Annotated in this window: 16 protein-coding genes and 1 tRNA gene; 12 read left to right on the top strand and 5 right to left on the bottom strand. The window is 40.0% G+C overall.

The genetic code is table 11. The annotated features are described in order from the left end of the window. Positions 1–77 precede the first annotated feature (77 nt). Both AOB57_RS05305 and AOB57_RS05300 read left to right on the top strand, forming a co-directional pair. Positions 78–1,091, top strand: a complete 1,014-nt coding sequence (locus AOB57_RS05305) for a transcription initiation factor IIB (RefSeq protein ID WP_048142134.1) — start codon at positions 78–80, stop codon at positions 1,089–1,091. A gap of 152 nt (positions 1,092–1,243) precedes the next feature. Beyond that, on the top strand, positions 1,244–1,900 hold the full coding sequence (locus tag AOB57_RS05300; RefSeq protein ID WP_054297857.1) for a LysE family transporter: 657 nt from the start codon (positions 1,244–1,246) through the stop codon (positions 1,898–1,900). 148 nt (positions 1,901–2,048) lie between these two features. Here AOB57_RS05300 and AOB57_RS14465 read toward each other — a convergent pair whose 3' ends face one another. Next, positions 2,049–2,507 (bottom strand): hypothetical protein, encoded by a 459-nt coding sequence (locus AOB57_RS14465; RefSeq protein WP_226999653.1) that lies wholly within the window; start codon positions 2,505–2,507, stop codon positions 2,049–2,051. Between the two features lie 253 nt (positions 2,508–2,760). Between AOB57_RS14465 and AOB57_RS05290 the strand changes: the two genes are divergently transcribed. The 5 genes from AOB57_RS05290 (at position 2,761) to AOB57_RS05270 (ending at position 8,555) form a co-directional block, all read left to right on the top strand. Then, positions 2,761–3,771: a class I SAM-dependent methyltransferase gene (locus tag AOB57_RS05290; RefSeq protein ID WP_054297858.1), complete on the top strand. Its 1,011-nt coding sequence runs from the start codon at positions 2,761–2,763 to the stop codon at positions 3,769–3,771. Positions 3,772–3,963: 192 nt separating this feature from the next. Further along, a tRNA-Thr gene (locus AOB57_RS05285) sits at positions 3,964–4,035 on the top strand. Between the two features lie 521 nt (positions 4,036–4,556). Beyond that, positions 4,557–6,539 (top strand): PocR ligand-binding domain-containing protein, encoded by a 1,983-nt coding sequence (locus tag AOB57_RS05280; RefSeq protein WP_054297859.1) that lies wholly within the window; start codon positions 4,557–4,559, stop codon positions 6,537–6,539. A 641-nt stretch (positions 6,540–7,180) separates the two neighbouring features. Then, the gene (locus AOB57_RS05275; protein WP_054297860.1) at positions 7,181–7,594 is read left to right on the top strand and encodes a DUF1699 family protein; all 414 of its coding nucleotides are present in this window, start codon (positions 7,181–7,183) and stop codon (positions 7,592–7,594) included. A 670-nt stretch (positions 7,595–8,264) separates the two neighbouring features. Further along, positions 8,265–8,555, top strand: a complete 291-nt coding sequence (locus tag AOB57_RS05270; RefSeq protein WP_082384056.1) for an antibiotic biosynthesis monooxygenase family protein — start codon at positions 8,265–8,267, stop codon at positions 8,553–8,555. A 279-nt stretch (positions 8,556–8,834) separates the two neighbouring features. Here AOB57_RS05270 and AOB57_RS05265 read toward each other — a convergent pair whose 3' ends face one another. Beyond that, positions 8,835–10,172, bottom strand: a complete 1,338-nt coding sequence (locus tag AOB57_RS05265) for an erythromycin esterase family protein (RefSeq protein WP_054297861.1) — start codon at positions 10,170–10,172, stop codon at positions 8,835–8,837. An 82-nt stretch (positions 10,173–10,254) separates the two neighbouring features. On the opposite strand from AOB57_RS05265, the gene AOB57_RS05260 reads away from it, so the two are divergent. Next, positions 10,255–10,467 carry a hypothetical protein gene (locus tag AOB57_RS05260; RefSeq protein WP_054297862.1) on the top strand — a complete coding sequence of 71 codons (213 nt, stop codon included), beginning with the start codon at positions 10,255–10,257 and terminating at the stop codon, positions 10,465–10,467. A gap of 304 nt (positions 10,468–10,771) precedes the next feature. Here AOB57_RS05260 and AOB57_RS05255 read toward each other — a convergent pair whose 3' ends face one another. After that, a complete protein-coding gene (locus AOB57_RS05255; RefSeq protein ID WP_394339703.1) occupies positions 10,772–11,689 on the bottom strand; it encodes a GMC oxidoreductase in 918 nt (305 codons plus the stop codon). Positions 11,690–11,712: 23 nt separating this feature from the next. Then, positions 11,713–11,865, bottom strand: coding sequence for a peptidase associated/transthyretin-like domain-containing protein (locus AOB57_RS05250; RefSeq protein ID WP_167829549.1), 153 nt, complete (start codon positions 11,863–11,865; stop codon positions 11,713–11,715). Between the two features lie 366 nt (positions 11,866–12,231). Between AOB57_RS05250 and AOB57_RS05245 the strand changes: the two genes are divergently transcribed. The 4 genes from AOB57_RS05245 to AOB57_RS05230 all read left to right on the top strand — a co-directional run bounded on the left by AOB57_RS05245 (position 12,232) and on the right by AOB57_RS05230 (position 14,958). Then, a complete protein-coding gene (locus AOB57_RS05245) occupies positions 12,232–13,344 on the top strand; it encodes a M4 family metallopeptidase (protein ID WP_226999652.1) in 1,113 nt (370 codons plus the stop codon). A gap of 66 nt (positions 13,345–13,410) precedes the next feature. Then, positions 13,411–13,728 carry a protealysin inhibitor emfourin gene (locus tag AOB57_RS05240; RefSeq protein WP_054297864.1) on the top strand — a complete coding sequence of 106 codons (318 nt, stop codon included), beginning with the start codon at positions 13,411–13,413 and terminating at the stop codon, positions 13,726–13,728. Positions 13,729–14,314: 586 nt separating this feature from the next. Continuing rightward, positions 14,315–14,587: a PAS domain-containing protein gene (locus tag AOB57_RS05235; RefSeq protein WP_226999677.1), complete on the top strand. Its 273-nt coding sequence runs from the start codon at positions 14,315–14,317 to the stop codon at positions 14,585–14,587. 191 nt (positions 14,588–14,778) lie between these two features. Next, entirely contained in the window at positions 14,779–14,958 is a 180-nt protein-coding gene (locus tag AOB57_RS05230) for an indolepyruvate ferredoxin oxidoreductase subunit alpha (RefSeq protein WP_054297866.1), read from the top strand. 113 nt (positions 14,959–15,071) lie between these two features. Here AOB57_RS05230 and AOB57_RS05225 read toward each other — a convergent pair whose 3' ends face one another. Further along, a complete protein-coding gene (locus tag AOB57_RS05225) occupies positions 15,072–15,548 on the bottom strand; it encodes a DNA-deoxyinosine glycosylase (RefSeq protein WP_054297867.1) in 477 nt (158 codons plus the stop codon). Positions 15,549–15,670: the final 122 nt, after the last annotated feature.

Raw genomic sequence — 15,670 nt, 5'->3', positions numbered from 1 at the left:
ACTGTGATTTAAGTGGTGCAGCCAAAATACCGGGAAGCATAAACATATGGTCATTTTAACTTGTAAGGTGATATGATATGGTAGAAGTCGAAAGGGTTCGCTATTCGGACACTCTTGAAAGGGAAAAAATACGTGCCATGATCAAAGCTCGCAAAGAGAAACAAAAGGAGCAAAGTTTTGAGACGGAAAAGGCAGTGTGTCCAGAATGCGGTAGCAGAAACCTCGTTCACGACTACGAGCGAGCCGAACTTGTGTGTGGGGACTGCGGACTTGTCATTGATGCCGATTTTGTAGATGAGGGCCCAGAATGGCGAGCTTTCGATCATGATCAGCGTATGAAGCGTTCCCGTGTGGGTGCGCCAATGACATACACAATCCACGACAAGGGGCTTTCCACAATGATTGACTGGAGAAACCGTGATTCCTACGGAAAGTCAATCTCCTCCAAAAACCGTGCTCAGCTCTATCGTTTAAGAAAATGGCAGCGTAGAATCCGCGTAAGTAACGCAACTGAAAGAAACCTCGCATTTGCACTATCCGAACTGGACAGAATGGCTTCTGCTCTTGGTCTCCCGAGAACGGTCAGGGAAACTGCAGCAGTCGTCTACAGAAAAGCTGTGGACAAAAATCTTATCCGTGGAAGAAGTATTGAGGGTGTCGCTGCAGCTGCCCTTTATGCTGCCTGCCGTCAGTGCAGCGTTCCAAGAACCCTTGATGAGATCGAAGAGGTATCCAGGGTCAGCCGGAAAGAGATCGGAAGAACTTACCGTTTTATTTCCAGAGAACTGGCACTGAAACTTATGCCTACCTCACCAATTGATTATGTCCCAAGGTTCTGTTCCGGCCTTAACCTTAAAGGAGAGGTCCAGTCCAAGAGCGTTGAGATCCTGAGGCAGGCTTCCGAAAAGGAACTCACAAGCGGAAGGGGTCCCACAGGAGTTGCTGCAGCTGCAATCTATATTGCATCCATTCTCTGCGGTGAACGCAGAACCCAGCGCGAAGTCGCAGATGTAGCCGGCGTAACGGAAGTTACCATCCGAAACAGGTACAAAGAACTTGCAGAAGAACTGGATATTGAAATTATCCTCTAAGTTCTTCCTATTGTTCTTTCACTAGCAGATTTTCTCTATTATTACATAGAGAGATATCCTATTTTTGCATTTTGTCTAGCTGCATTAGCCGCGCGGAGATTATTTTCAAACAGAGTTTTAAAAATTTTAAAGTTTTGAATTTTTGATCTATAATGCTAAATATTGAAATTTTGAAAGCTTTGCTTTTAGGATTCTCTGTAGGGCTTACAGGCGCACTCGTTCCAGGCCCTATGCTTTTTGCAACTATAGAGACTTCTTTGAAAAAAGGCTGGTTTACAGGTCCTAAGGTCGTATTCGGGCATATAATTGTGGAAGTAGTGATATATCTCATGATTCTCTTTGGGGCTGCTTCACTCGTAGACAGCGGCGTAATCTCTGCAATTTTTCTTATAGGAGGGCTTTCACTTCTGGTCTTCGGGCTTCTCACCATAAAGGACGCCAGAGCCACGGCTTCTTCTGCACAGATCTCTCAGGGCTCGCCAGGCTCGAAATTGACTTCCAATCCCATCCTGATAGGCGTGGTTACTTCAGTATCCAATCCTTATTTCTGGATCTGGTGGCTGACTGCGGGCAGTGCCCTTATACTTAAGGAATATGAGCTGGGAGTTATATTTGCAATAGCTTACATGCTCGGGCACTGGATAGCAGATCTGAGCTGGTTTACTATCGTATCCGGATCGTTCAGCCGTGGGAAAAACCTGCTCTCCCAAAAAATGCACAGGTATATTCTCTATATCTGCGGGATATTTTTGGCAATTTTCGGGTTTTATTTTATGCTTAACTATAATAATTCAGTTAAGCTGGCCTGAAAGCTCAGCTTTCATGAAGTCCAGACCACACTAGACCACAATGTCCTGAAAGTTCAGTCATGTATCGGGAAATTGTCGCCAGGTTAATCAATCATCCTGAGACTTGTATATGGTTTCCGGCCTATGAAGTTATGAATTTATGGTTTTATTAGTACCTTTTAGCTGCAAGTTTCTTTTTAATAGATCTCTTTTTTGCAGCCGCATCTCTTTTATAAAACTTTGAGAACATGTAAACACCTCCACTGAAAGTAGACAGGAATAGAAGCACAAGAATCCTCATGTTTCTGACAGTTTTCCAGCTCCACCTATTAGCCACGAACAGGGAACTGAGAGCCAGAGTTATAATCCCAAAGAAGCCGTGAATATACAGAATTAAAGGAGCTGCCCTGGCAATTATTAGCCTTATTCCGGAGTATAACATAAACAGTAAAGATAAGGCTCCAAGGGTATACCCAACAGTGTTTATTCTTCCATGCCTTAGAATTCCATCTTTCTTTAAGCTGCTTAACTTCAGTGCAGTAAATCCAAATATATAAGTCAATAAAGTCGAAACCTGCAAACCAAGTGAGATTTCCCTGAGCTGATTAATGCCCATTCCCATTACCAATTTTAGCACCCCATTAAAGTTAAGTTGCGTTTTTACCTTATTTGAAAATAAGGTTCACGCTTAATGATCTCTTTGGAAGCAAAGATTCTGAGAAATCTTCCGTTACTGAAAAGCTCAGTCGGACTTCTCAGATTTTTCAGAATTTTAACGTCCGAGAAAATAGCTGGATAAGTGCAGGACAAGTAACCGGACAGTTATTGAGACAGCTTATTAATAGAAGGATAGCCTTAGGCTTTCGAAAGGTCGATTTTCCATGAGAAGGCAGTGCATAAAAGTCCCTAAAAAGAAAGGAGAATCAATAAGAAGAATGCTCCTTGAGCTTGAGATTCTTGACAATTCCGTAAAAATAAGTGCAGATGAGATGTTTCTTTATCTTCCTCTGACCAGAGAGCCTGCTCCTGACGAACTGAGGAATTTCCCTGAAGAAACTGAGCTTAATGAGTGTGATTTCGAAATTCAAGAAAAAAAGCCTGTTCCTGAAGATCTGCTTGGTTTCAGCCCAGTCTATGAGGTTATAGGAGATATTGCCCTTCTGGAAGATCCTGATCTTGATACCCAGAAAGCCTCAAGAATTGCCGACGCCCTACTCCGGGCACATCCGAATGTAAAAACTGTACTTAAGCCTCTTACACCTGTGATTGGGGAATTCCGGGTCAGGGAGTTTGAGGTTATTGCAGGCGAGCCCAGGACCGAAACAATTCACAGGGAATACGGCTGTCGCTATCAGGTTGACCTTTCACGAGCTTATTTTACTCCCCGCCTCTCGACCGAACGCTCAAGAGTTCTCTCCTGGGTTAAAAAAGGCGATATTGTTGTTGATATGTTTTCAGGCGTAGGCCCTTACAGCATCCTGATTGCGAAAAACAAAAAACCTTCAAAAGTTCTGGCAATCGATAAAAACCCGGAAGCTGTACGGTATCTCAGGGAAAACATAATTCTTAATTCTGTGAAAAACATCGAAGCAATAGAAGGTGATGCTAGGGAAGAAGCAAAGAGGTTTGCAGGCACTGCCGACCATGTGATTATGAATCTTCCCCATAAAGCTTTTGAATTTCTGGACTCTGCGGTGCTCCTGACAAAGCCCGGCGGAATAATCCATTATTACGGAATAACCCCTGAGGACGACCTCTTCGAAAGCTCTATTGAACTAATAAGGGCGGCTGCGGAAAAAGCAGGAAGGAAAATCGAGATTCTGGACAAAAGAGTAGTTCGCTCTTATGCCCCTCACCAGTATAATATCTGCATAGAAGCCAGGGTTATTTAAACAATATAGGATTATTAATTACAGATTATTAATTATAGGATTATTAATTAATGTCAGGGTTATTAAGGGACGCCATAATTATTTAAGTGGATCAAGATTATCCAGAATCTGTAAAAGCAGATAGCTCCGCCCGAGCGAAATAATTAAATTCTTGATTGCTATTTTAAGTCTGCTTATTTTTCTTATTCATTTGCCGTCGTGGCTTAGCGGTATAGCGGCTGATTCGTAATCAGCAGGCCGAGGGTTCGAATCCCTCCGGCGGCTTAATAAAATTTTTGTCCGGTACCGCATCTCTTCTATTTACTGTACTTAATAATTACCCACCGGATTATATGAGCATACCTTTAATGGGTTAGGTAACGCTGAATGTATGTGTTGGTCTATCCATATGGTTGCGTTTGGCTTGCGGGGTGAGAAAAATATAGTAATTCTATCACTTTTTTGAGTTAGGATAAATGTGGATTATGTTTAACTATCCAGAAACGGATAAATATTTGCTGAATTATCCACACTATTCTTTGTTAAGGGCAGAATTAAGACTGAAATTGATAAATTTAATATACTTATTTGATGACAATAGCAATTGCTCCTTTGTTTTCTGTGGGGATAAAAAAAATTAAAGAGCATTTTTACAATTTTATTTTTATAATATTTTTTGGTAAAAATAGAATTTAGAGGATTTCTACAGAGTCGAAAATAAGGAGTAATGTTAGCTAAAGTAATAATCTATCCTGTTTCATTGAGAAATAGGCATATTACTATCAAAGAAGATCCTGAGGGGAAAAATGGAAAAAATGAAGCTATTTCCCGCAAAGAACCCGAATCCTGTGATCAGTGTGGGAAAGGATGGGCGGGTTCTTTACTCAAATGGAGTATATGAGCACTTATTGCATGGATGGGGTATGGGATTCGAAGAAAAATTGCCTCCCTTTATCATAGATTTTGTGCAAAGGGTAATTTCACGGAATAACGCCGAAGAAATAGAAGTTAAAGTGGGAAATAAAGTATACCTGGTCTCTTTTCACCCCTTACCAGTAGAAGAATGCGTAAACATTTATGGATTTGATATAAACAACCAGAAAGATCTTAATGAAAAAGTTCAGGAAAATGGATCTAAGGAAATAGCGAACGTGGAGCTTGCCGAAATCATTGATATCCAAACGGTTCAGTCCCTTATCAATGATTTCTATGAACTTACTCATATTCCAATTGGCTTAAGAGATCTCAAAGACAATGTTCTGGCAGGTGCTGGATTCCAGGATATCTGCTCTAAATTTCACAGGGTTCACCCAGAAACTTGCAAGCATTGCATAGAAAGTATTACAGAACAATCCAGGGATATACTCCCTGGAGAGTATAAGCTGTACAAGTGCAAGAACAATATGTGGGATATATTGACTCCTATCACGGTGAGTAACCAACATATAGGCAATATCATCGCAGGGCAGTTCATTTTTAATAACGAGCCTCTGGACTATGAGCTTTTCCGATCACAGGCTAGAAAATACGGCTTCAACGAAGAGGAATATATAACAGCACTTGAAAAAGTTCCGCGGTTAAGCAGGAAAGCCGTGGATACAGCCTTGTCTTTCTTCATGACCATTGCCAATATACTCTCACAGTTAAGCTATAGCAATAACAAGCTGGCTCAATCGCTAGCTGAACGCGAAGCTCTTTTAGAAGCGTTGAGCGCAAGTGAGGATAAGTACCGCAACATCGTTGAGACCGCAAATGAAGGCATAAGCATAATTGATGCTGAAGAAAGAATTACTTTTGTCAATAAGAAGATTGAAGATATGCTTGGCTACAGTTCAGAAGAACTTATTGGCAGATCGATGTGGGACTTTCTCAGTAATGAAAGTAAGGCTATTATCAGCCAGATGATAGAAAAAGGATGTAAAAGCGCCAATGAAAGTTTTGAAATTAAACTTATACGTAAAGACGGTCATCCTATCTGGATGCATACAAATTCTAAATCTCTTTTTGATAAGGATGGTAAGTTTATCGGGGTTCTGAACCTCCATACTGACATTACAAAGCGAAAAGAAGCTGAAGAAGCTCTAATGAATTTCGAGACTTTCCGTAAAAAGGAAATCCATCATAGAATCAAGAATAATCTTCAGGTAATCTCCTCTCTCCTGGATCTTCAGGCTGAGATGTTTAAAGGCAGAAACAACATTAGAGATTCAGAAGTGTTGAACGCTTTCGCAATAAGCATAGACAGAGTTCTTTCTATTGCTCTTATACATGAAGAACTGTACAAAGATGAAAATATCGATGTGCTTAATTTTTCTAAATACATCAAGGACTTAGCTGATAACCTGCTCCTTACATACAGGCTTGAAACCGATGTTAACTTGAATCTCGATCTGGAAGAAGACCTATTTTTAGATATGGATACTGCTGTTCCGCTAGGGATAATTATCAACGAACTGGTTTCAAACTCTCTTAAATATGCATTTCCTGACCGGGATAAAGGAGAGATCCAAATCAAACTCCATAGGGACGAGATAGGAAAATGCAAAAACAATGGCTGTAAGTGTGCCGACTTTGTTCTAATTGTTTCAGATGACGGCATAGGCATGCCTGAAAATCTTGATCTTGATATTGAAGAACTCGATAGTTTGGGGCTTCAGCTTATAACTTCCCTTGTAGACCAGTTAGATGGTGAACTTGAACTGAAAAGAAACAATGGGACAGAGTTCACTATCCGGTTTAGTGGTATAAGAAATGAACCTGAACCATTACAGCGTATTGCTCGTTCCTAATTCCCTTTCTCTCTATAACTCTAGACAAACCAAATCCCACTCACACCCAAACCCCTTCAATGCCAGAGAAATAAGTGTACCTTAATTGGAGAAGGGCTGCTGATATACAAATATACAGGAATGATTAGTTGATTGGCTGTTCTTTGTAAGTGCAGCATTGTTGTGAAAATAATAAGCTTTTTTTCCTTAAAATACTACATATGCGGTCCTGTAATACCATAAAAAGCCTTAATAACCCAGGCATACAGAAAAAAACTTTAGAAATGTGGTGTGTTTAGATATGAAGAACTATAAAGAGATATAAAGAGCCACTACTTCTTCATATATGTTAAATTTATTATTTAAGAGATATGCATTAAGAGTAAAAATATTTTTGGTTTTATAATGTTTTAATTTTGAGTACAAAGTATTATGAAGTTTTAAATTTCATTTTCTGTTTTTATAAAATATAATAAAAATAAGTATGTATATATTTGAAGATTTCCAAGTAATTTCGATTATAAATGGCTCTTTATTAAACCCAGCCTATTGGGTAAAAAATGTAAAGAAATCGAATAAAACAAGGAATTATCAGTGATCGTGATTTTTAATCCTTAAATATTTAAGTCCTATGAGATTAAAAACTTTGCAAGGGGAAAGATATGAAGATTAGAGTAGTTAGCTCAAAAGAAGAAATCTTTACATTAAATCCTAATGAACGTGTTGTTCACCTGGCTTTCAGGCCGTCGAACAAGGATATTTTTACACTTGTCGAAACCTGCCCGAAAATTGAGGCTATACAAATTCCAAAATCTTACAGACGTACGGTCTCAAAATCCATTGGAATGTTCCTTGAAATGCAGAGAATCCAGCTTATTGAAGGCGATGTTTGGGGTCACAGAAAGGATATAAACGAGTATTATATCATTCCCACCTCGGTCTTTGAGAAAATAAAGGAAATGAAGATTGCAGGTAAATCCAATGAGGTGATTGAGGAGAGAATCTTAAGGGAAAGCAGACTTAACCCTGATATGGTTGCCTACATTATGAGCAAAGAAGCTCAAGCCTGGGCTTGAGTCAAATAAAAAATTTCTATAACCGGTAAAGCCAGTTATACTATTATTATTAATTTATTGACTTATATTTCTGTAAGAAACTCAGAGATTTATAAAGGGTATATGTATTAAAATCAGTGTTTTCAATAGCAATACAAACCGTCATTCCCAATTTAAAATCTACCATATCCCCAATTTAAAATCTACTACAATATTACCCTCTTGATTTCTATAAAACTCTATGTTAGAAAGGCTCGATATTGGAATCATCAGATAATGTGAGTCACACATTTTCGAATAGGCTCTTAAATAAGATAACATCTTATGAGATATTGTGGCATTATCAACAGCTATCAGTATAGACTCTGAAGCGGAAGAATTGTTGATAGGCTTGAAAAATATATCCTCAAGAATCTCTTGATTCTATAATAAAAAGATTAGCTACTTATGCTTATGATTGGCAGCCTCTTAGTGAAGAGGATATGAAATCAATAGAAGAGGGGTCAAAAGATTATAAGGCTGGTAATTTTACATTGAGAAAGAAGTATGGGGAGATTTGGAAAAAGAATAAAAATTAGGATTGAAGCAGCTGAATTACAAACTCAGTAGCATAATCCTTCATCTAACTCATACTTGACTTTATCTCAAGTACGTAGTCTTGTTTACAATAACCTTTGGGTAAAGCGGGGGGATAGTTATAGTATATTTTTTTATAAAGCACAGGGTCGAAGATTATTCAAAGTGGGAACCTGTTTTTGATGAAGATGGATCAAGGAGAGAAAAAGCAGGCTGTAAAGGCTGGCAGCTTTTCCGCAGTTTGGATGACCCCAATGAGATCTTCATCCTTTTGGAATGGGATACAAAAGAAAACGCAACCGGGTTCGTAGAATCTGAAGAACTGAGAAAAATAATGAAAAAAGCAGGAGTAATCACAAAACCTGAAATCCACTTTTTTGAGAAAATCGAGGATTTTTCATTATGAATTGTAAAAGTTCAATGTGATAGTGGAAGAAATTCACTTTAACTGGAACTACACATGATCGAAAAATTTTTATATTTACTATCATTCGTAATCAGCAGGCTGGGAGTTCGAATCCCTCCGGCGGCTATTGTTTACATTTAATAACGTTAATAGCTTGAGTATTTTTTATTTTTCAACCTTGTTTGAATATTTAACCGACTTTACATCTCACTGTACTGGCGGCTGGCAGAATATCGCAGGTTTTACTGCCTTGAATTAGTGTTCATTGTCAGCGTCCCTTTATTGCAATGGAGGGCCACCGCGGCTGTATTCCGTTGAATCCAAGACAGCAAGCCAGTCAAAGTCAGTGAAGCTTTGCGGAGTTAGTGCGAAGTAAGTCGAATTCTTCATACTGCCCGAGCGAATTGGAAGAGCTTCAATTTCAGAAGCTGGAAGTCCCTGACCTTTATAGGTTGGAATGAATCGCCCCGGTCCTGGTGAGCTGGTCAATCGAGCCTCAAGAGTACCGGCTTCGGGTTCACTGATGCCATTGGCTTCTGAAACGCCCACGGCTGTTCCGATTACGGCATAATGTGAGCCGAATATCTCATTGAGTTGGGCTCCTGCTGGCCACCAGATGAGTAAATCAGTGCCCAGTTGCCATTGCGCCTTTCCACGCTGCAGGTGGCTGTTGTGAGCGAAGGCAAAAACTTTTCCCCTGCCGCGTTCACGGAACACTATATACGTCAGATTATCTGCCATTATCAGGTCACGAATGCCGAGGCCTTCGACAAGCCTTTCTTTTGGTTTGGCAGAAGTCCGCGCCAGCACCGCATGATAGTTAAGTAACTGCCTGGAGAGCACTGCATATTGCACAGCTTCCAGATAACGGCTCTCATCACTCTTAGCTACCAATTCGGGACGGCGTAAGCGCAATTCCATAATGAGATCTTCCACCTCAATCCGAAGTGAGGTTGCAGCCGGGGATAAGCCTATTGACTTAGATGGGTCCATCATTGCATCAGGATTCTCCCAATCAGAGTCCTGACCAAGAAATGCGTCTATACGCTCCCGATGTTTCTGGCTGCTGACACTATCGATCGAGGCAAGGTAATCGAGAATAAAGTATAGAATTTGCCTTGGGCTATCGCTGAAGGTCATTTCTGTCGGGCTATCGAAGCCATAGAATCGAAGTTTGACTGGATGGGAAGAATCAGCGTTGTATTGCCGTATCCACTCCACCAGCTCTCGATTCGCGTCGAGCCCGCCAAAACCGTGGCTAAATCCGGAATCCTGCAAATCCTCATACGATGCCGGACCGTGGCCAGCTATGTACTCATTCACAAGGTGCGCTCTGGGGAAACTGCTTTCGATGGCAATGGCACTGTAGCCGTGTGCTTCTACCAGGCGCTGGAAAAGCCGGTTGCGAAGTATAAGAATATCTTCGCCGCCATGAAGTGCTTCTCCAAAGCCAAGCAACTTCACCGAGTTATCAAGTGAGGTGATAACCCTGTCGACGGCGACGTTGAAGATTTCGGGTGAATCTATAGAGAAAGGAATCGTTTCGTGTAAAATCCAGTCGTCTAGAATGGTATACTCCGGGCCGGAATTTCTGTGAAGAGATAGATTTTTTTTCATTTTCCAAGGACTCCTGATAGTCGGGATAATCCAGACATTGTGTATCTAATACTTTTTTGTTAAAGTTAATGGGCTTTAATTCTTGGATACCGGGTGCTTGATAACTAGCAACGCTTATTCCGATTTTGAAGTAAAGATATTAACTGATGATTTATCCGATAAAACCGAGAATCTCTGGATCGTAATCTGTGGAGGTTTCAATGCGGAATTTGATGAGGTGCCTCTTGATCCCATTCAGGAAAAAGTTGAAAACATAGAACGAAAAACTGCCAGGATGCGTGATACTGCCCTGTAAAATAAGCATCCCTGAATCCTCCCGTTTTTCGCTTTACCACCAAGGCAAAGGGAGGATTGGATCATCTGCAGATTAAGAGACCTGTTTGAATACTTTAAGCATTTTGAGGTACACAACAAACTGCGGCATGATGAGACTATAGCTTTTGCAACTGATACCGAATTCCCGAAGTCGGACCATGCGCAAGTAGTTGTCGAGCTGGAATTGCCTTAAGAATCTGAAATTCCAGAGAGCTGCAAAATGCTTTGAGGGCTTAAACTGGAATTTTTACTTCTAAAAAGCCTTTTTACAGGCCTTCTTTTCATTATTCAGACACGAAATCATCCCAATTTTTGTTTATTCTATCAGAGATTATAGAGGCAAGAGCCATAATATTCATCTGAGGGTTTACTCCAACTGCTGTTGGAAAAACACTTGCATCACAGACAAAAAGGTTTCTGAACCCGTATACTTTACAGTTAGAGTCTACAACGCACCTGTCCGGATCGCTGCCCATTCTGTTGCCTCCCTGAGGATGGGCAGAACCTACCAGAAGATTTTTAGGATCCTTCTTTATGGCGTTTATCAGTTCAGGGATTTCACTTTCGCTTTTTAGTTCACGCTTTACCATGTGAGAAGTAATAACCCTTTTTGCACCGAGCCTGAACCACATCTTCGAGATTATTGAAGCGCCCCTTGACATAATATCCAGTTCTTTTTCGCCAAAGGAATATGACATTCTTGGAATACCAAAATCCGATAAGGTTATTACACCATTCGACTCGTCCCTTGTTTCCACTCCTGCCATTGTAAAATAATTGTATCGGCTCATAAGATCCTGTCCCTGCCTGCCGGTTGCTGGAAGAGCCATTGAGAACTGTAAAGGAGGTAAATATACAGCCTGTATGAGAAACCCTCCGTCTTCCACTCCATTCGTCACTCCAAATTCGTGCAGGGTATAACTTATAGGTATGCCCTGATTAGCCCTTATTTCAAAGGGGAAATCACCAAGGATAAAAGGTGCGGGGTGCATAGCAAGGCCCTTTCCGGTCTTATCTTTTGCGATGGAATTTTTCATCAGTACCTGTGTCGAACCAATGGAGCCTGCAGATATGATTACAAGCTTTGCGTTAACCCTTATGCTGTGAATTGCACTACCTATCCTGTTTAAGAAATGCCCTTCTACCCCGTCAATAATTCCATGTGAACCTGTTATCTTCTCAGCCACACAATTGCAAAACACCCTTAGTTTTGATTTAGGATCATTTAGAGCTTTATATCGAACTTTGTCTTTCCAAGCAAGTCATCGTTAAAACCAAAAAGGTCTGGATCATTATCGTAGGCTTCTACGGTGTAGCCTTCAACAGGATTATTATCCTTATCCCTGATCCTGCCAGTAATTATATATTCCCCTGTCATAATCCCACTAATTAGAATTACCATTTAAAATATTTAGATATAACCCTGGTTTTAAATTCAGAACAAAATTCTTAATCCTGATGTAACTCCAGAGATTTAGAATTTTTTAAAACTTTCATTGAGAAGAAAAGTAAAAAAGAAGTTATCCAGCGACCCAGAATAATATATTTGAGTAACAGAATATGCTTAAAAATATAATTGCGTTAGTTATTTATTCCTTTAAAAATATAACGTTACAGAGAGCGTATTTAATCTTAAATGTTTTAGAATTATAGTTAATTTTTCTTTTTTGCTACAACTATATTTTATAAGTGTTTAAATAATGCTCTAAGATGGGGATTAAACAATATCATGGGGGATAGGAGTTTGGATCATATTACAAATTTAAAGGTTAGCCATAAATGTTTCTGCACGTTTGTACCACCTTTTATTCTCGAAAACCTGGCAAAAGCCGGGATTGAGGACGCAACGCGAACCCTTCATCAAGAAAGGAGTAGCTTCAAACAAATAGCATCTGTAGTTCCGGAGATAGGAGCGTTTTTGGGTACTGCTCCGGTAGCAGAGAGAGGGAGATCCGCCAGGCGGGTGTTTGATTCGCAGAATAAAGCGGAGTATCAGGTGAAATTAATAAGAGATGAAGGAGGCCCGGTTGTAGAAGATGATGCTGTGAATTATGCTTATGACCATATTGGGAATTTCTGTGACTACTTTAGAGAAAAATTAGGTAGAGATTCCATTGATAACAATGGGATGGACATAATATGCAATGTTCATTTTGGTGTAAAGTTCAATAATGCCTTTTTCAATGGTAAAGAAATCACCATTGGGGATGGGGACGATATAATATTCACCAATTTTTCCAGATCACGTGAGGTTATAGCCCATGAACTGGCTCATGGCGTTGTACAGTGGACGGCTAATCTGGAATATCGTAATCAATCGGGGGCATTGAATGAACATTTCTCTGATGTGTTCGGGACCGTGATTACACAGCATGCTGAACAAATAACAGCAGATGATGCCGATTGGCTAATCGGTGACGAAATTATGGGACCAAAATTATATGGAGAAGCTCTTCGGTGCATGGCTTCACCTGGGACTGCATATGATAATGATCTTATGGGCAAGGACCCGCAACCTGACCATATGAGAGACATTTATAAAGGCCCTAGCGATAACGGGGGCGTGCATATTAACAGCGGGATCATGAACAAAGCTTTTTACCTTGCAGCAAGGGAACTCGAAACCGAAAACGCAGCATTAATATGGTATACTGCATTACAGAATCTCTGGCCTACATCAAATTTTAATGATGCTGTCGCACAGATTGTCAGAGCTACCCAGCTTCTTATAAAAAATAGAAAAATAAAAAGTGGGTCCACGCAAAAAGTGAGGGCAGCATTCAAAGAAGTTGGACTTCCAGCCAAAGACGAGGCCAATATCCTGGGCAGCCCTACCGCTCAGTTAATACAGTTGTAATTTTTTATACTCCCTGTGATTTAAAAGTGCAGGGAGCTCTTCTCACCGAGACAGGAATCGCTGATTATGCACATAGAATTTGAGATTTCAGGCGGATATGTCAACATTAATTTAGCATATCGTGAAGATACCGAGAAACTTCCTCCTGATGTTGCCAGTAAGCTCCTGGGACTTATAAAAAGCTCCAGAGTACTTGAAATTCAACAAAGTGAAATCGATTCCACTATTGCTGGCCCTCCTGATGCGTTCCATTATAATCTCACGCTTTACGAAGGCGGTCAGAAAAAATCATTATCCTTTAATGATGCTACGGTGCCAGATCAATTGAAACCGTTATTAGAGTTTTTGCAGGAGCTAGCATGGGAACAACTTAGAAAAGACTAACAGTTTAGAGAAGACAAACAAATGATAACTTAGAAAAGACAGACATGAACATTCGGCAGATGGCTGGAATAGATAAATTTTGTTCAATTTTTTGAGATTTGCAATCTCAAACAAACAACCGGTAGGAAGTATAACACATGGCAGAAATAAATTGAAAATAAGGAGAGCTGGGAGGAGCCTTCGGAAGTATCAACTCAGCGTAAATGCGAAGATATGGAAGTTCATCACAGGCTGCTAGCGAATGAATCATATGCGAAAGCAGTGACCAGATCGAGACTCTGGCACTTGAATATAATAGGACTTACGCGGTTGCCTGCTTTGCAGACAACTTTTGAATTTTTCTCTTTTTATTCTAAGGTGTAAACTGGCTTTCTTATAAATTGGTTAACAGCGTTTCTTATAATGCTCCACTTTGTTTCAAACCATGTAATCCCTGTTGTTATTCTCTGGATTTCAAATCAGAACAGACAGGGCAGCTCGTATACGACAATGATCTTCAGAATGACAGGCTTTATTGGCAGGTGCTGTTGAAGAAGTTTTCGAGTACAACTTGGAGGAAGTTAAAAACTTTACTCTGGAAGACTGAATAGCACATATCTATCCAGAAGACCGGCCTTCTGTTCTTAAACAGGTGATGAGGATCAAAAATCCCGCTCGTGCTCACGATACCGAATTTGAGTTCAGAATAGTACGCAAGGATGAAAAAATAAGATGGATAAAGGAGCTGTATCAGAAAATTCCGGGAAGGTATGGAGAGCCAGATAATACTAGGGAGCAGTTTACGATATTACCGAAGAAAAAGAGGCAGAAGATTCAAAAGCATCCTGACAACCGGCAAAATGAATCAGCAAATTTGTAAGAGGTAAGAGCAAGTTTATATAATATAAAATAGCATAGATAAAAATGGGGTCAGACTAATTTGAATTTCTGACTAATTAGATTTCTGACTAGTATAGATTTTTAAATCCCTGACACGCTTTAAAAATGCTGATCTGAACAGAAAATTACAGAAAAAGGTATGGAGAAAAACGCAAGAAAGGAGTCATAAAAATGCCAGCAAAAGTTAACAAAGAAGAATGTACAGGCTGTGGAACCTGTGTGGAGGAGTGTCCTGTAGAAGCAATCATTATTGATGAGGACGAAGGTTGTGCAGTTGTGGATGAAGAAGAATGCGTAGAATGCAAAGCATGTGAAGAAGTTTGCCCCATACAGGCTATAGAGGTCAGATAGCCTCAAAGAAATCAGATAGTCAAAAGAACAGAACTGCACGCTAGAGTAGCTCTTATAAACAGAAATCATAATTATCTGGAAATTGTAAGAGAGTGGGAGCAAGGAAGAGCCTATCAATGCTTTAAAGCTGCTTCCCATTCTGATTTTCTACTTTTCAGGATCCGCCGGTTAGCTCCGCTTGACGAAGGAAGGACTTTCGTTTTATATCCCATTGCCCTTAGAATTGGCTCATATTCTCCTGACTTTTTGCCATTAAAAAGAACCAGTTTCAAGTTCGGAGCCTTATCTTTCAGCATTGAGAATTGGTTTATTTCTTCGTCCTTTATCTTTGCATCCCCACTTCCTTCTCGTTCTCCGGCTTTAAATACATCCCAGAGCCCTATTTTGTGACGTTTAAGAGTATCAAGCCTATCTTGATAGCTCATGTCCTGAAGGTTTTCTCCAATAATACTGCCGACCAGCCTCCAGAAGTCATTGCCCGGATGCGCGTAGTACTGATGTTCTCTGATAGAAACGTCACCTGGAAGGGATCCGAGAATAAGGATCTCGGTATTTTCATCAAGAACTTCTGGGAAACCTTGCTTTTTCATAGATTAAAGAAGTTACAATGTAACACTATATCAAACTTTGGAGGCAAAAATTTAAATTCCAGTTAAACCTCAGTTAAATTTCATTTGAGTTTAAACTGATTTCATTTGAACTTCAACTGGAT

It is taken from the genome of Methanosarcina flavescens, from assembly GCF_001304615.2.
Taxonomy (GTDB): domain Archaea; phylum Halobacteriota; class Methanosarcinia; order Methanosarcinales; family Methanosarcinaceae; genus Methanosarcina; species Methanosarcina flavescens.
The sequence above is the reverse complement of the archived record's forward strand: the minus strand, read 5'-3'. Positions and strand labels throughout refer to the sequence as shown.

Coding starts and splice junctions, on each gene's coding strand:
- AOB57_RS05305 (WP_048142134.1), top strand. CDS start 78: ATGGTAGAAGTCGAAAGGGTTCGCTATTCGGACACTCTTGAAAGGGAA.
- AOB57_RS05300 (WP_054297857.1), top strand. CDS start 1,244: ATGCTAAATATTGAAATTTTGAAAGCTTTGCTTTTAGGATTCTCTGTA.
- AOB57_RS05290 (WP_054297858.1), top strand. CDS start 2,761: ATGAGAAGGCAGTGCATAAAAGTCCCTAAAAAGAAAGGAGAATCAATA.
- AOB57_RS05280 (WP_054297859.1), top strand. CDS start 4,557: ATGGAAAAAATGAAGCTATTTCCCGCAAAGAACCCGAATCCTGTGATC.
- AOB57_RS05275 (WP_054297860.1), top strand. CDS start 7,181: ATGAAGATTAGAGTAGTTAGCTCAAAAGAAGAAATCTTTACATTAAAT.
- AOB57_RS05265 (WP_054297861.1), bottom strand. CDS start 10,172: ATGAAAAAAAATCTATCTCTTCACAGAAATTCCGGCCCGGAGTATACC.
- AOB57_RS05250 (WP_167829549.1), bottom strand. CDS start 11,865: ATGACAGGGGAATATATAATTACTGGCAGGATCAGGGATAAGGATAAT.
- AOB57_RS05240 (WP_054297864.1), top strand. CDS start 13,411: ATGCACATAGAATTTGAGATTTCAGGCGGATATGTCAACATTAATTTA.
- AOB57_RS05230 (WP_054297866.1), top strand. CDS start 14,779: ATGCCAGCAAAAGTTAACAAAGAAGAATGTACAGGCTGTGGAACCTGT.
- AOB57_RS05225 (WP_054297867.1), bottom strand. CDS start 15,548: ATGAAAAAGCAAGGTTTCCCAGAAGTTCTTGATGAAAATACCGAGATC.